Source organism: Mycobacterium sp. 3519A, from assembly GCF_900240945.1.
Lineage (GTDB): Bacteria > Actinomycetota > Actinomycetes > Mycobacteriales > Mycobacteriaceae > Mycobacterium.
Genome location: NZ_OESG01000013.1, coordinates 204,972 through 219,374, shown reverse-complemented (window position 1 = coordinate 219,374; position 14,403 = coordinate 204,972). Strand labels below are relative to the sequence as shown.

Annotated in this window: 9 protein-coding genes and 1 pseudogene; 2 read left to right on the top strand and 8 right to left on the bottom strand. The window is 68.2% G+C overall.

What is annotated here, in order from left to right:
* Positions 1-8: 8 nt before the first annotated feature.
* A complete protein-coding gene (locus C1A30_RS08960; protein WP_101947926.1) occupies positions 9-1,247 on the bottom strand; it encodes a septum formation family protein in 1,239 nt (412 codons plus the stop codon).
* Between the two features lie 283 nt (positions 1,248-1,530).
* Here C1A30_RS08960 and C1A30_RS08955 point away from each other — a divergent pair, with 283 nt between their 5' ends.
* A complete protein-coding gene (locus C1A30_RS08955) occupies positions 1,531-2,940 on the top strand; it encodes a DUF4185 domain-containing protein (RefSeq protein ID WP_101947925.1) in 1,410 nt (469 codons plus the stop codon).
* Here C1A30_RS08955 and C1A30_RS08950 read toward each other — a convergent pair whose 3' ends face one another.
* Positions 2,941-4,524, bottom strand: a complete 1,584-nt coding sequence (locus C1A30_RS08950; protein ID WP_101947924.1) for a gamma-glutamyltransferase family protein — start codon at positions 4,522-4,524, stop codon at positions 2,941-2,943.
* A 70-nt stretch (positions 4,525-4,594) separates the two neighbouring features.
* Positions 4,595-4,801: a hypothetical protein gene (locus C1A30_RS08945; protein ID WP_101947923.1), complete on the bottom strand. Its 207-nt coding sequence runs from the start codon at positions 4,799-4,801 to the stop codon at positions 4,595-4,597.
* Positions 4,802-5,029: 228 nt separating this feature from the next.
* On the opposite strand from C1A30_RS08945, the pseudogene C1A30_RS08940 reads away from it, so the two are divergent.
* Positions 5,030-6,275 (top strand): annotated as a pseudogene (locus tag C1A30_RS08940) (HNH endonuclease signature motif containing protein).
* A 36-nt stretch (positions 6,276-6,311) separates the two neighbouring features.
* Here the strand turns inward: C1A30_RS08940 and nrfD are convergent.
* The 5 genes from nrfD to selA are packed head-to-tail and all read right to left on the bottom strand — an operon-like array spanning position 6,312 to position 14,390.
* Positions 6,312-7,277: an NrfD/PsrC family molybdoenzyme membrane anchor subunit gene (gene nrfD / locus C1A30_RS08935; protein WP_101947922.1), complete on the bottom strand. Its 966-nt coding sequence runs from the start codon at positions 7,275-7,277 to the stop codon at positions 6,312-6,314.
* Complete coding sequence (locus C1A30_RS08930; protein WP_101947921.1) at positions 7,274-8,155, bottom strand: 4Fe-4S dicluster domain-containing protein; 882 nt, start codon at positions 8,153-8,155, stop codon at positions 7,274-7,276. The genes nrfD and C1A30_RS08930 overlap by 4 nt, the downstream gene beginning before the upstream one ends.
* Positions 8,152-11,403: a formate dehydrogenase gene (gene fdh, locus C1A30_RS08925; RefSeq protein WP_235009769.1), complete on the bottom strand. Its 3,252-nt coding sequence runs from the start codon at positions 11,401-11,403 to the stop codon at positions 8,152-8,154. The genes C1A30_RS08930 and fdh overlap by 4 nt, the downstream gene beginning before the upstream one ends.
* A gap of 30 nt (positions 11,404-11,433) precedes the next feature.
* Positions 11,434-13,122 carry a SelB C-terminal domain-containing protein gene (locus C1A30_RS08915; protein WP_101947918.1) on the bottom strand — a complete coding sequence of 563 codons (1,689 nt, stop codon included), beginning with the start codon at positions 13,120-13,122 and terminating at the stop codon, positions 11,434-11,436.
* Positions 13,110-14,390 carry an L-seryl-tRNA(Sec) selenium transferase gene (selA, locus tag C1A30_RS08910; protein WP_101947917.1) on the bottom strand — a complete coding sequence of 427 codons (1,281 nt, stop codon included), beginning with the start codon at positions 14,388-14,390 and terminating at the stop codon, positions 13,110-13,112. The genes C1A30_RS08915 and selA overlap by 13 nt, the downstream gene beginning before the upstream one ends.
* Between the last annotated feature and the right edge of the window lie 13 nt (positions 14,391-14,403).

The window sequence follows — 14,403 nt, the reverse complement described above, 5'->3', positions numbered from 1 at the left end:
CCTGCCCGCTAAGGGGTGGCCGACTCCGCGGTCTGTTCTGCCGGTAGCGCACCCGACGCCGGTCCCGGCGCCACCGAGTCGACCATGTGCGGCACCGGTCCCGGCACGGTGGGTCCCGCCATGTGCGGGATCGGTCCCGGGGCCTCCGCACCGTCCAGATGCGGTACCGGCGTTGCGGCAGTGGCGGATTCGTCGGTTTCGCGGTTCACCCGGACCGGCACTTCGGCGACGGTCGACGGCGCAGGTGTCTCGCTGACCGGGGCGGCCGCCTCCACGGCGGGGGCCGGTTCGACGGGCGCGGGTTCGGCCGGAGCCGAGACTTCCACGGGCGCAGGCGGTTCGGGTGCCGGCGCGGGCAGTGCCGCGCCGCGTCGCCCGTCGACCACGACGCCGTCCTTCGCACTGCGCACCAACGTCGCCCACCCGCCGCCGTCTTTCGGCGCCCCGATGCGGCACGCCACCTTGCGGCTGCCCGCCGCCCATCCGGCCGCATCGATCGGCTGAGAGCGCACCGCCAGGCCAGTGTCGGTCAGCGGCACCGGCGCCAGGTAGGCCGACGTCGCTGCGCCACACACCTCACGCAACAGCGTGTCCTGAGTAGCGGTCGATGGTGCCGATTGGCCGAAGTGGGCGGAAAGGTCCACTGTCCCAGTGACTTCCAGCGCGTGCGGCAGACCGCACTCGACCGCGACGTCGGTCGTCTGGCCGTCGCGGATCCCTAGGCAGGTGCCTGTCGGCCAGATAAGCGACTGGTCCTGATCGACGACGCGGCCCTTGAATGGCACCGACGCGACGCCGTTGCTCGGCAACTGCAGGCCGCACATCGTCTGGCCGGACACCGATACCGCTCCGACGACGAAGCGGCCATTCGGGTCGTAGCGTGTCCCGAGGCTGCGCTCGACCGCTTGCGCGCAAGCCTGCTCGTCGGCCGCGGCCTCTGAACTGACGACCTCGAAAAGGTGCTCGCCGGAACAGTCGACCCGCGATGCGCGATCCGGCTCGCCGGGCGGCCACGTCAGGCAGTCCCCGCCCGCCGCGGCGGTCGGGGAGTTGGTTGCCGAGCGGTCGGTCATCTGCACGATCACGGCGACCGACGCGACCACGACGCCGATGGCCACGACGATGAGCAGCAACTTCAGCATCCACAGCGGTATGTCGGCACGCGACTCGTCGCCAGCTTCCTCCGCCGCGTGCACCGGGACCAGGTCGGTGGACACCTCGTCGGGCCAGCGCTGCCTCACAGACATCCACCGATGGGAACACACGAAATGTCCCGCTGCATGGCAAAGCAAAGATCTGTTATCGAACTTTCAGTTCGTTGGCCTGCCAAGATGCCACATTTGACGGTCCCGTCAGCAACATGCCTTTCGATTGCTGACCGATTTCAGAATTACATCGATGTATAGCGACACGGTCACGGATGCATACCTATCAGCACATCAATGATCACTTCGACCTCACTGATCACTACTGTCACAACAGTCGACTCCTGACGTCCAAGCGACGTCATGCCCCCTCGAAAGGTGTGTCATGTCGCCGCGTCCGCGAATTGCCCCGGTATCGGTGGCGTCCGCGATTGTGCTTTGTGTCGGGATCGGCGTCGCGGCGCCGGTGAGCGCCGAGCCGTGCACGGATGCGGCGGCGGCCGGCCAGCCTCAGGTCGAGGCGCCTGCCCAACCGCTGCCCACCAACGGCGGACCGCCACGAGGGCACCGACCCGCCTATGCGAACACCGCAGCGCCGCTGCCCAAGATCGGGCCCATCACGTCGGCGGTGATGAACCTGATGGGTCAGCGCTCCGCGCGCCTGCAGCAGCAAGCCGCTGTCGCCCCGCCGCCGCCTCCTCCGGCCGCGGCCACCGAACCGGCGCCACCCGTTGCGGCTCAACCGGTTCCGGAGGCTGCTCCGGCACCGCCGCCTGCGGCGGCACCTTCCCCGCCGGGGACGTCGCTCGTCGGCTGGGTGACCGGGCCGGAGAGCCCGAACAACACGCTGTCCCGGTTCGCCATCTCCGGAACCGACCTGGGCATCATGTGGGACAACGGATCTCACCAAGTGCTGATGGCGTTCGGCGACACCTCCGGCTATTGCAGCGTTCCCGGTCACCAGTGGCGCTACAACGTGCTGATGCGCAGCCAGGACGGCTCGCTGTCCAACACGGTCAGTGTGGCGAACTCGCCATTGTGGGCGCGGGGTATCTCGAAGCAGATCATCAACAGCACCAGATGGGCGCCCGACGAGACGGGCATCATTCCGACCGCAGGCATCTCCGTCGGCGGCAACCAGTACGTCAACTACATGTCCATCAAGAGTTGGGATGCCAACGGCGCGTGGACAACCAACTATTCGGCGATCGCGGTGTCACCGGACAACGGTGAGCGGTGGGGCGTCTACCCCGGGTCGGTCCGCACACCAAGGCCCGACGCGATTCCCGGCGCCCGGCACGTCGCGGGTAACGAGAATTTCCAGCAGGGGGCGTTCCTCAAGCCCGGTCCCGGCGATCCGTACATCTACTCGTTCGGCACGCCGGCGGGCCGCGGCGGATCGGCGTACGTCGCGCGTGTCGCGCCAAGCGCGATCGCGGACGTGACCAAGTACGAGTACTGGAACTCCGACCAGAACGCCTGGGTGCCAGGCAATCCGGCGGCGGCGACGCCGGTGGTTCCAGGTCCGGTTGGCGAGATGTCGGCCCAGTTCAACACCTACCTGAGGCAGTACCTGATCATGTACTGCAACGGCATGAACGACGTGGTGTTCAGGACCGCGCCTGCACCGCAGGGGCCGTGGGGTCCGGAGCAGATGATCGTGCCGTCGATGCAGTTCCCCGGCGGCATCTATGCACCGTTCCTGCATCCCTGGTCGACCGGCAGGGAGCTGTACTTCAACTTGTCGGAGTGGACGGCCTACAACGTCATGTTGATGAAAACTGTTCTGCCGTAGCTAGAAACCGACCGCCTGCCCGTCGCGTCTCGGGTCGCTGGCCGCGACATAGCCGTCGTCGAGTCGCCAGATCGCCTGGCAGCTTCCGAACTGGTTGTAGTCGTCGACGGTGACGAGGTCGTGTCCGCGCTCGCGTAGTCCGTCCAACGTGGCGGGCGGGAATCCGCCCTCGACGCTGACCTGCTGTCCGCCGATCCACCGGAAGCGTGGACCGTCACAGGCCGCCTGCGGGTTCTGCCCGTAGTCGGCGATCCGGACCATCACCTGAACATGGCCCTGTGGTTGCATGGTGCCGCCCATCACGCCGAAGCTCATCACGGGCGCACCGGCTTTCGTCACGAAGCCGGGAATGATGGTGTGGTACGGGCGTTTTGCCGGCCCGACCTGGTTGGGGTGCCCAGGCTCGGCGACGAAACCCGCGCCGCGGTTCTGCAGCGAGATGCCGGTGCCCGGCACCACCACACCGGAGCCGAAGCCCATGTAGTTGGACTGGATCATCGACACCATCATCCCGTTGGCATCCGCGGCGGTGAGGTACACCGTTCCGCCCCGGGGTTGGCCCGCCACAACGGGTTTCGCGCGGTGTCGGTCAATCAGCTCGGCCCGCTGCCTCAGGTATTCTTTGTCGAGCAACTGCTGTGTGGTGACCGCCATGTGGTCGCCGTCGGACACGTAGGCGAGCGCGTCGGCGAAGGCAAGTTTCACCGCCTCGATCTGCAGGTGCACGCTGTCGGCCGAATCGACGGGCAGCGAAGCGATGTCGAAGTGCTGCAGGATGCCGAGCGCGATCAACGCGACGATGCCCTGGCCGTTGGGCGGAATCTCGTGCACCGTGTAACCGCGGTAGTCGCCGGTGATGGTGCCGACCCAGTCGGCGCGGTGTCCCGCTAGGTCGGCCACGCGCAGCGCGCCGCCGTTGGCCGTCGAATGTGCTTCCATCGCCTCGGCCAGTTCACCGCGGTAGAAGGCTTCGCCATTCGTCTCGGCGATCTTCTCCAGGGTGGCGGCGTGCTCGGGCAATCGGAACAGCTCGCCGGGTCGCGGTGCCCGCCCGTCGGGCATGAACGCTTCGGCGAACCCTGGCTGTCCGGCGTACAGCTGCACCTGCGCGGCCCACTGCCCGGCGACCGTCGGCGACACCAGAAAACCGTTGCGGCCGTAGTCAATCGCGGGCTCGAACAACCGGGCGAAGGGCAGCCGGCCGAACTTCGCATGGAGCTCCGCCCACGCCGACACCGCCCCGGGCACCGTCACCGAGTTCCAGCCCATTGCGGGCACGGCGCCCTCGGTGAAGTACTCCGGTGTCCACGCCACCGGTGACCGGCCGGACGCGTTCAACCCGTGCAGTTGCTGTCCGTCCCAGACGATCGCGAACGCATCCGACCCGATGCCGTTGGACACAGGTTCTACCAAGGTCAGTGTGATCGCGGTCGCAATGATCGCGTCAACCGCGTTGCCGCCACCGGCCATCATCCTCAGACCGGCCTGCGCAGCCAACGGTTGTGAGGTCGCGACGATGTTGCGGGCCATCAGCGGTTTGCGCGGCCAGGCGTACGGCAGCTGCCACGAGAACGGAGGAGTCATCAATTCCTGACGCTATCAAGCGCTTCGGGCCGGACGCTGTAGCGTCCGGCCCGAAGCGGTGAGCGGGTTTCTAGTGGTGAAAGATCAGCGCGCCTTCGGCCCCACCGAACGGCTGCTGCTGCTGGGCAGCTTCGTGAGCGGCGGCACCGGGAGTGGCTGTGATCTCGGTGTTGCCATTGTTTTGGTGCACGGTTGCATCCGCGGAGGCGAGCGGCGCCAATCCGATCGCGGCGGCAAAGGTAGCGATCGCCAGCGGTGCGGCGTAACTCAGTTTCATTTCTTCTCCTTCAGGCTGACGTGTTCCATGTTGCGCCGTTGTTAATTCAATGTCGTCACGGTGAACGCCCAAACCGCCATTCCTGCTAGCCGTAAATGTGACCCGGTGTGACGCATAACTCGCCCCGAATGGGAATGAACCCCTTGGGTTTATCCCCAGACCCGAATTCATCCACAGGCGCGGTTTTCGGATGGGCATCTTGTCGTGGGTGGTGGTGATGATGGGGTCATGTTTCCGATTCCGTCTGCTGCTTCGTTCGACGGTCCTGCGGTGTCTCGCAGCGACCGTCTGGAAGTGCTGTACGAGGAATTGGCCGAATTGGCGGGGCAGCGCAATGCCATTGATGGGCGCATTGTGGAGATCGCCGCGCAGATCGACCGGGACAACCTGTGGGGGGCGACGGGGGCGCGGTCGGTGGCCGCGTTGATGGCCTGGCGACTCGGACTGTCGTCGACGACCGCGCACACGATCACCACGATCGCCGACCGCAGTGAGGAGTTTCCCCAATGCACGGCCGCGATGCGGGAAGGCCGGCTGTCGTTGGATCAGGTCGGGGTGATCGCCGCCCGCGCCGGTGAGGGATCCGATGCCCATTACGCCGAGTTGGCGGCGGTGGCCACGGTGAGTCAGTTGCGCACGGCGGTGAAGTTGGAGCCGCGCCCGGATCCGGATCCCACGCCGGCGCCGCAAGCCTCGTTCAGCAAAACTGCGGACGAGACGTGCACGAAGTATCGGATCACCCTGCCCACCGATCAGGCCGCCACCTTTGATGCCGCGCTGGCCTCACACCGGGACGCGTTGGTCAACGAGTACAAACACGACCACCGCGACAGCACCCAGGAAGCGCGCCCGCCGCTACCGACCAATGCGCAAGCCTTCATGCGCCTGGTCGAGGCCGGCTGGGACGCCGATGTGGCGGCCCGCCCGCACGGCCAGCGCACCACCGTGATCGTGCACCTGGATGTCGAACAGCGCATCGCCAACCTGCACCTAGGTCCGCTGCTCTCCGATGCCGACCGCCAATACCTCACCTGTGATGCCACCTGTGAGGCGTGGTTCGAACGCTGCGGACGGCTCGTCGGCACCGGACGCACCACCCGCACCATCAACCGGCGACTACGCCGGGCGTTGGAACACCGCCACCCCACCTGCGCGGTCCCCGGCTGCGGGGCCACCCGGGGACTGCATGCCCACCACATCATCCACTGGGAAGACGGCGGGCTGACCGAGTTGGACAACCTGGTGCTCGTTTGCCCGTACCACCACCGCATGCACCACAAAGGCGAGATCACCATCACCGGGCCCGCCGAGGCGCTCGTCGTCACCGACAGCGACGGCACCCCACTGACCTCACGGTCGCCCACCCAACGGCCCACCACCCGACGTTCCACCCTGGACCGGACCGCTGGGCGAACGCGCCGACTGGTGGTGGTGCAACCCCTACGAACCCCAACCACCACCCAGCGACAACTAACTCAAAGTCGCTCACAGGCGGGCACTTTCGAAATGGTCACTTGGTCGCGGCAGAACGGTCGCCACGTGCCGGCTGCCCGGCGGCGAGCCGTTCCCGCTGCGGAACCACCACATACTTCGGGTCGCGTGTCGATTCCACGCCCGCTTCGAAGACGCCGAACCGCTGTAATGCGCTGCCGGCCAACAGCGCCAGGCCCGACGCCACCGTCACCGCGCGGTGCCGGCTCACCGCCGCACCGAGCGCTCCTCCGACGGTCAGATACTCCGACCACTGCCGCAATCGGTGTGCCTTTCCGGTCGTGTAGGCCTCGGCCGACAGCCCCAGCCGCTTCTCCATCAACCGTGACGCCGCCACCTCCAAACCCGCGCCGGCGACTGCCATCCGCCGTGCCGGGCCGGACTCACCGTGCGGCGCGACCACCATCCCCCAACCCCCACCGCTTGCCGCCGCCGAACCGGTGAACACGAACGGCAGATACGGATGCGCCTCGCGCCACGCCGGAACGGCGGTCTGCGACAACAGCACTGCCGTATACGACGCCACACCCGGCCCCGTCGCCGCCGCCCACACACCGGCCGGCCTGGCCAGCCACCACACCAACCGGCCCAGCCGGCTGCGCCGCATCCGGCCCGGCATCAGTTCGGCCACACCCGCCAACCCCGCCCCAGGACCGTACGCCGACAAGATCCACGTGCCCATGCTCATCGGCGAACTGGGTTTCGCCACCCGCAGCATGTGATGGAACCGCTCCGGACGACCCAGATCCGCCACCAGGAAGTACAAGCTCGCCACGATGCTGAGCAACGCGCCCACCCGCGACCCGCGCCGCAGCCCCGGCCTGCCTGTCACGTCGGCGCCGGCGGCCAGCAGCGCCGAACCCGCCGACCATCCGCCGCAGAACAAGTACGCCGCGATCATCCAATTCCACACGGGCGGTTTGAGAATCGGCCGCCCGTAGTACGAGCGGAACTCCGCCCGCGGCACCGCCAGCTGTTCCTTCATCGCTTCCCCACAAACGCCGAAACCGCCAACCCGACCAACGCCGACGCCGCCATCCCCGCGTATTTCCACATCGCGGCGGCGTCCCGCGTCGGCACTACCGGGTCCGGCGGCAACCCGTACACCTCCGGTTCGTCCAGCAGCAGGAAGAACGCGCCGTCGCCACCGACGCCGTCGTTGGGGTCATGTCCGTACAGTCGCGCGGAAGTCTCTCCGCGCGCATGCAATTCCTCCACCCGCAGCGCCGCCCGCTCACGCAACTCATCCAGCGGCCCGAACTGGATCGAGTCCGTCGGACACGCCTTCGCGCACGCCGGCTCGAGACCATCGTGCAGCCGGTCGTAACACAGCGTGCACTTCCACGCCCGGCCGTCGCCTTCACGCCGTTCGATCACCCCGTACGGGCAGCCCGACACGCAGTAGCCGCAGCCGTTGCAGATGTCTTGCTGCACAACGACTGTGCCGAACTCGGTGCGGAACAACGCGCCCGTCGGACACACATCCAGGCAGCCCGCGTGCGTGCAGTGCTTACACACATCGCTGCTCATCAACCACCGGAAGTCGGTGCGCGTTTCTGCGCCGGACACATCGCCTGGGCGCTCGAAGCCCGGCATGCCGAGGTCAACTTGCGAGGGTTGTTCGATGAACGCTACGTGCCGCCACGAGTTCGCGCCGAGCATCCCGGTGTTGTCGAACGACATACCCAGCAGGTCGAACCCGTCGTCGGGCACCCCGTTCCATTCCTTGCACGCCACCTCGCACGCCTTGCACCCGATGCACACCGACGTGTCGGTGAAGAACCCGACCCGCTCCGGGTGCTCGGAATACCCCGCATTGCCAGCCGGGTCAGCGAGCGGTCCGTAAAAGCTGTTGTCGCTCATGGGTTTTCCTCGGTGTGCTCGGTGGACAGCCCGGTGGTGTCCAGATCCGTGCCTGTCGCGATCGTGATCCCGGCCCGCTCCCGGTACATCGCGACGTACTGCAGCAGCGCGGGCCCACGCGGCCGCCGTCCCGGCTGGATGTCACACGTGGCGACCTTGCTCTCCTGGATGAACACGTTGGGGTCGACCACGACGCCCAGCAGATCGTTGACCACGTCGCCGTCGATCAGCCCGACGTTGCCCCAGTGGTACGGCATCCAAATCTGGTGTACGACATGGTCTTCGATGCGCAACGGCCGCATCCGGTCGGTCACGAACACGCGCGCGTCCACCGCGGTGCGGCTGGTGATCACGTGCGCCCAGTCCATGTGCGACAGGCCCCGTTCAGCGGCCAACTCCGGTGACACCTCGACGAACAACGCGGGCTGCAGCTCGGACAGGTACGGTAGCTGCCTGCTCATCCCGCCCGCGGTGTGGTGCTCGGTCAGCCGCGCGGCGGTGAACACGTACGGGAACACCTCGCCGTGCGGTTCCGGGGGTGACGGGTTGGACGGGTTGTCCGCGCGCCCGTACACCTTGCGCGCCGGGTTGCCCTGCTGCTTGTAAAGCGCGTTGCGCACCGGTGATTCGTGCGGTTCGTAGTGCGTGGGCAGCGGGCCGTCGAGCACGCCGCCCGGCGCGAACAACCACGCCTTGCCGTCGGCCTGCATGATGAACGCGTCGTCGCCGCGCAACGCCGCCACCCCGATTGCGTCGTCGTCGGGCCGGTAGTCCGGCGGTTTGGTCTTCTCGAAGTCGGGGACGTCGTCGCCGACCCACTCACCCTTTTCGGGGTCCCACCAGATCAGCTTCTTGCGCTCGCTCCACGGCCTGCCCTGCGGATCGGCCGACGCGCGGTTGTAGAGCACGCGCCGGTTCATCGGCCAGACCCAGCCCCACTCGGCGTCGTCGTTCGGTTTGCGCCGCGCCGACTGGTTGACCTCGTCCTTGTACACCCCGCTGTAGATCCAGCATCCGCACATCGTGGAGCCGTCGGCCTTCAACGACATGTAGTCGTCGACAGCCCGCCCTGTCGTCAGGTCGACACCGCTGATGCGCCGCAGCACGTCTTCACCCGACGGTTCGTCGCCCTCCAACTGGTAGTCCCAGGAGAGGTCGAGCAACGGGCGGTCCCGCTCGTCGGTCGAGTCGGCCAGCTTCTCCCGCAGGATGCGGCCGAGGTGATAGAAGAACCACAACTCCGAGCGGGCGTCGCCGGGCGGTTCGACGGCCTTCTCCCGCCACTGCAGCTTGCGCTGCGTCTGGGTGAACGTGCCCGCCTTCTCGACGTGCGACGCCGCGGGGAACAGGAACACCTCGGTGCGGCAGGTCTCCGGCGACATCTCGCCGGTCTCGACCTCCGGACCGTCCTTCCAGAACGTCGCGCTCTCGATCTCGACGAGGTCGCGCACGACCAGCCAGTCCAGGTTGGCCATGCCCAACCTTTGCAGCCGGCCGTGCGCCGACCCGACGGCGGGGTTCTGGCCGAGCAGGAAGTAGCCGAACACCTTGCCGTCGACCATGTCCATCACGGTCCGATACGTCCCGTGGTCGCCGTTGATCCGCGGCAGGTAGTCGAAGCAGTAGTCGTTCTCGGCGGTCGCTTGCTCGCCCCAGTACTCCTTGAGCAGTGAGACCATGTAGGTATCCGCGTTTCGCCAGAAGCCTTTCTGGTTCGTGCTCATGATGTCGTCGAGGTAGTCCGACAGCGTCTCCTGCCCCGCGTGCGGCATCGCCAGGTAGCCGGGCAACAGGTTGAACAGCGTCGGCACGTCGGTGGAACCCTGGATGCTGGCGTGGCCGCGCAACGCGAACACCCCGCCGCCCGGCCTGCCGATGTTGCCGAGCAGCAACTGGATGATCGCACCGGCGCGGATGAACTGCGCGCCAAGCGAATGCTGCGTCCAGCCGACGCTGTAGACAAGCGCCGCGGTCCGTTCCCGGCCCGAGTTCTCCGCCCACGCCTTCGCGATCGCCAGGAACTCCTCGGCGGGCACACCACACACCCGCTCGACCATCTCCGGTGTGTACCTGGCGTAGTGCCGCTTGAGGATCTGATAGACACAACGCGGGTGCTGCAGCGTCTCATCTGACGGAATCCGTTGCGCCGCACCCTCTATCGGGGCCCCGCCGGAACCGTGTTGATCCGGGGCGGCGTGCTCCTTGGCACCCGAACCGCCGTACTCCGCGTCGGTCCGTTCGTACTGCCAGGTCGACGGGTCGTAGGCGGCCGTCTCGCCGTCGTAGCCGGAGAACAACCCCTCGAGATCCTCGGTGTCGCTGAACCCCTCGTCGACGAGGAACGACGCATTCGTGTACGCGGTCACGTACTCCCGGAAATCCAGTTCGTTGGACAGGATGTAGTTGATCACCCCGCCCAGGAACGCGACGTCGCTGCCCGCACGCAGCGGCACATGGCGGTCGGCGACCGCGCTGGTGCGCGTGAACCGCGGGTCGATGTGCACCACCCGCGCACCGCGCGCCTTGGCCTCCATCACCCACTGGAACCCGACCGGATGGGCCTCGGCCATGTTCGAGCCCATGATGACGATGAAGTCGGAGTTGGCGAGGTCCTGCTGATAATCCGTCGCCCCGCCGCGACCGAAGGAGGCTCCCAGACCGGGAACCGTGGCGCTGTGTCAAATACGGGCTTGGTTCTCGATCTGTAGCGCGCCCAGCGCGGTGAAGAGCTTCTTGATCAGATAGTTCTCTTCGTTGTCCAGCGTCGCGCCGCCGAGGCTGGCGATGCCCATGGTGCGGCGCAGCGTGTTGCGGTCCTTGTCGAACTGCTGCCAGCCCTTTTCGCGGGCGTCGAGCACCCGGTCGGCGACCATGTCCATCGCCCGGTCGAGGTCGATCTCCTGCCATTCGGTGGCATACGGCGGGCGGTAGCGCACCTTGGTCAGCCGCTGCGGGCCGGTGACGAGCTGCTTGCTGGCAGAACCCTTGGGACACAAGCGGCCTCGCGAGATCGGGCTGTCAGGGTTGCCCTCGATCTGGACGACCTTCTCGTCCTTGACGTACACCTTCTGCGCGCAGCCGACCGCGCAGAACGGGCAGACCGAATGCGCGACGCGGTCGGCCTCGGCAGTGCGCGGCGTCAACGTCAAGGAGCGCGTGGATTGCGCGGCTTTGCCGCGGCCCAGCCGGTCGTCGCCGGTGAGCTGCCGATACACCGGCCACGACTCGAACAAACCCTTGAGGTCCATGTCGTCCTTCCTTGCCCGCTTCCCCCTCGATCAAACCACCGTCCGCGTGCTGTCGTCTTTTCGCCTCGTGATCCGCCGCGCGTCAAGCTGTTCCAGCAGCGGAACGGCCACGCGGCGGGTGGTGCCCAGCGCCCGTTTGGCCTCGGCGACGGTGAACGGCTGCGGCAGCGACCGCAACATGTCGGCGGCGCGGTCCAATGCGTCGGGTCCGAGCACCACACCGTCGGCGATCCGGGTGAGCCGCCCGACCCGGACCGCCGCCGCCAACTCCTGTGCGCCCAGCTTCAACTCCGCGAGTTCGTCGGCGTCGGGCGCCCGGAACGGTTCGGCGGCCAGCCACTCCTCCAGGGTGCGCAGCGCCTTGTCGATGCGCGGCGGCAGCCCGGATCCCGGTGAGCGGACGCGGCCGTCGACCACTTCGAGTCCGGTGCCGTCGAGCAGGTGCGCGACGAGGTCGGTTGACGGCAAACCGGTCCGCTGCCTGACCGTCTCCAGCGGCATACCCGCCGCCACGTCGTGCTCGGCCACCCACTGTTTGACGGCGGCTGTCATCTGCTGACGCCGCTGCGACCACCACTGCGGGTCGACGACCCAGTCACCAACGCGTTGCCCCGTCGCCTCAAAACCCATGGCGCGCAACTCATCTGCGCGTGCGCACGCCGGCGGCCTGGCACGGCCGGTGGCCAACTCGGCCGCCCGCTCCCGCGCAGCGCCGCGGCGGCGCAACGCGGGCGGTCGCACGTCGAGCACCTCGATGCCCGCGGCGATGCGATGCTCGCCCGGGTCGCGCAACAACCCGATATCGCCGACGCGCAGTGGCAGAGCATGCCCGAGCCGCAGCCGTGCCGCCGCCTCCCCGAGTGACCGCACGAACACCGGCACCGCCGCCGACCCGACGTGCAGCATCAGTTCCCGGTGCAATTCGCCCGGTTCGCGTAACGCGACGTCCAGTTCGGCCGTGTCCAGCCAGGCGCCCGGCGTGCGCAACGTGTCGCCGCGGCCAATGAGTTGGCGGTCCACCCCGCGGAGGTTGACCGCGACCCGCGCCACCGCGCCCACCTCGGTTTCGTCGCGGCCCAGCGACTGCACTCCCCGCACCGTGACGCGTCGTCCCGCGTGCTCCAGTTCGTCGCCGACGCGGATGGTGCCCGCCGCGAGCGTCCCAGTCACCACCGTGCCCGCCCCGCGCACGGTGAAGGAGCGGTCGACCCACAACCGCACATCGGCGGCACGGTCGGGCACCGGCAACCCGTCGACCAGTGAAAGTAGTTGTGCTCGAACCCGATCCATATCGGTACCGAGAACCACGGGTGCGCCGGGCAGCCGTTCATGCACCTGCGCGACGGCGCGCGCCGGATCCGCCAGGTCGGCCTTGCTGATCACCACCAGCACGTGCTGGACGCCCAACGCCCGCATCGCGGCGAGGTGCTCCTCCGACTGCGGCATCCACCCTTCGGTGGCCGCCACGACGAACATCACGGGGTTTCTAGGGGCGACTGCCCCAACGCCGGCGAGCATGTTCGCGACGAAGCGCTCGTGGCCGGGCACGTCGACGAACGCGATCTGCTTGCCGCCCAACGACGTCCACGCGAAACCGAGGTCGATGGTCAGCCCGCGGCGCTGTTCTTCTGCGAGCCGGTCGGGCCACATGCCGGTGAGCCGCTGCACCAGCGTCGACTTGCCGTGGTCGACGTGGCCCGCGGTCGCTACGACATACACGCCCGCACCGCCTGGACCAACCGGTCGTCGTCCGAGGGGTCGACCGTGCGCAGGTCCAGCAGACACCGGCCTGCCTCCAGACGCCCGACCACCGCCGGGCTGCCGAGGCGCAGCGGCGCGGCGCAGGACTCCGGCAGGCTGACCGCGGCGCTGGGCAACTCGACATTCGGCGCGCCGCCACCGCCGACCGCCGCGACACAGTCGACGGCCGTCGCGCCGGGAAGCTGGGCTGCCAGTCGGCGCGCCCGGGCACGCAACTCGGCCACGTCGGCGTCGAGCGCCTGCGCCACCGGTGGCGGCGGACCGACGAGCGTCGCCTCCAGCGCGGCAAGCGTGAGTTTGTCGACCCGCAGCGCCCGGGCCGCCGGATGCCGTCGCAGCCGCTCGATCAACTCGGCCGTGCCGAACAGCAGCCCGGCCTGCGGGCCGCCGAGCAGTTTGTCGCCGCTGGCGGTGACGAGGTCGGCGCCGTCGCGCAGCACGCTGGTGGCGTCGGGTTCGTCGGGCAGCAGCGGGTGCGGCGTGAGCAGGCCCGAGCCGATGTCGACGACCAGCGGGACGTCCAGCGCGGCGAGTTCGGTGATGCCGACGGCCGAGGTGAAGCCGCTGACGTGGTAATTCGACGGGTGCACCTTGAGCACGAAGCCGGTGTCGGGGCCAATGGCGTCGGCGTAATCGGGCAAATGGGTGCGGTTGGTGGTGCCGACCTCGCGGATCCGCGCGCCCGTCGAGGCCATCAGCTCAGGCAACCGGAAGCCGTCGCCGATCTCGATCAGCTCACCGCGGCTGACCACGATCTCCTTACCCGGCGCCAGCGTCATCGCGGTGAGCAGCAGCGCCGCGGCGTTGTTGTTGACGACGTGCACGCCACCGGCGGTCGGCACCGCCCCGGCCAGGGCGGCCAACGCACCGCGGCCCCGGCGGGCCCGGCGCCCGGTTTCCAGGTCGAATTCCACGTCGGTCGCCCCGCTGGCGGTCACCACCGCGTCGACAGCGGCTTGCGACAGCGGCGCGCGGCCGAGGTTGGTGTGCACCACGACGCCGGTGGCGTTGATGACCGGACGCAGGCTCGCCGCGGCCGCCGGCAACGCCGCGACCGCGTGATCGGCCACCTGCTCCGGTTCGATCTCACCGGCGCGCGCCCGCTGTTGCGCTTGGGCGACAATGCTTTTGACCAGTGCGCGGCCGAGTGCCCGTTCCGCCTCGACGAGCCGAGGATCGGCGAGCAACACATCGGTGCGGGGCACACGCCGACGGCAGTCGTCCATTCCACCGTTCTAC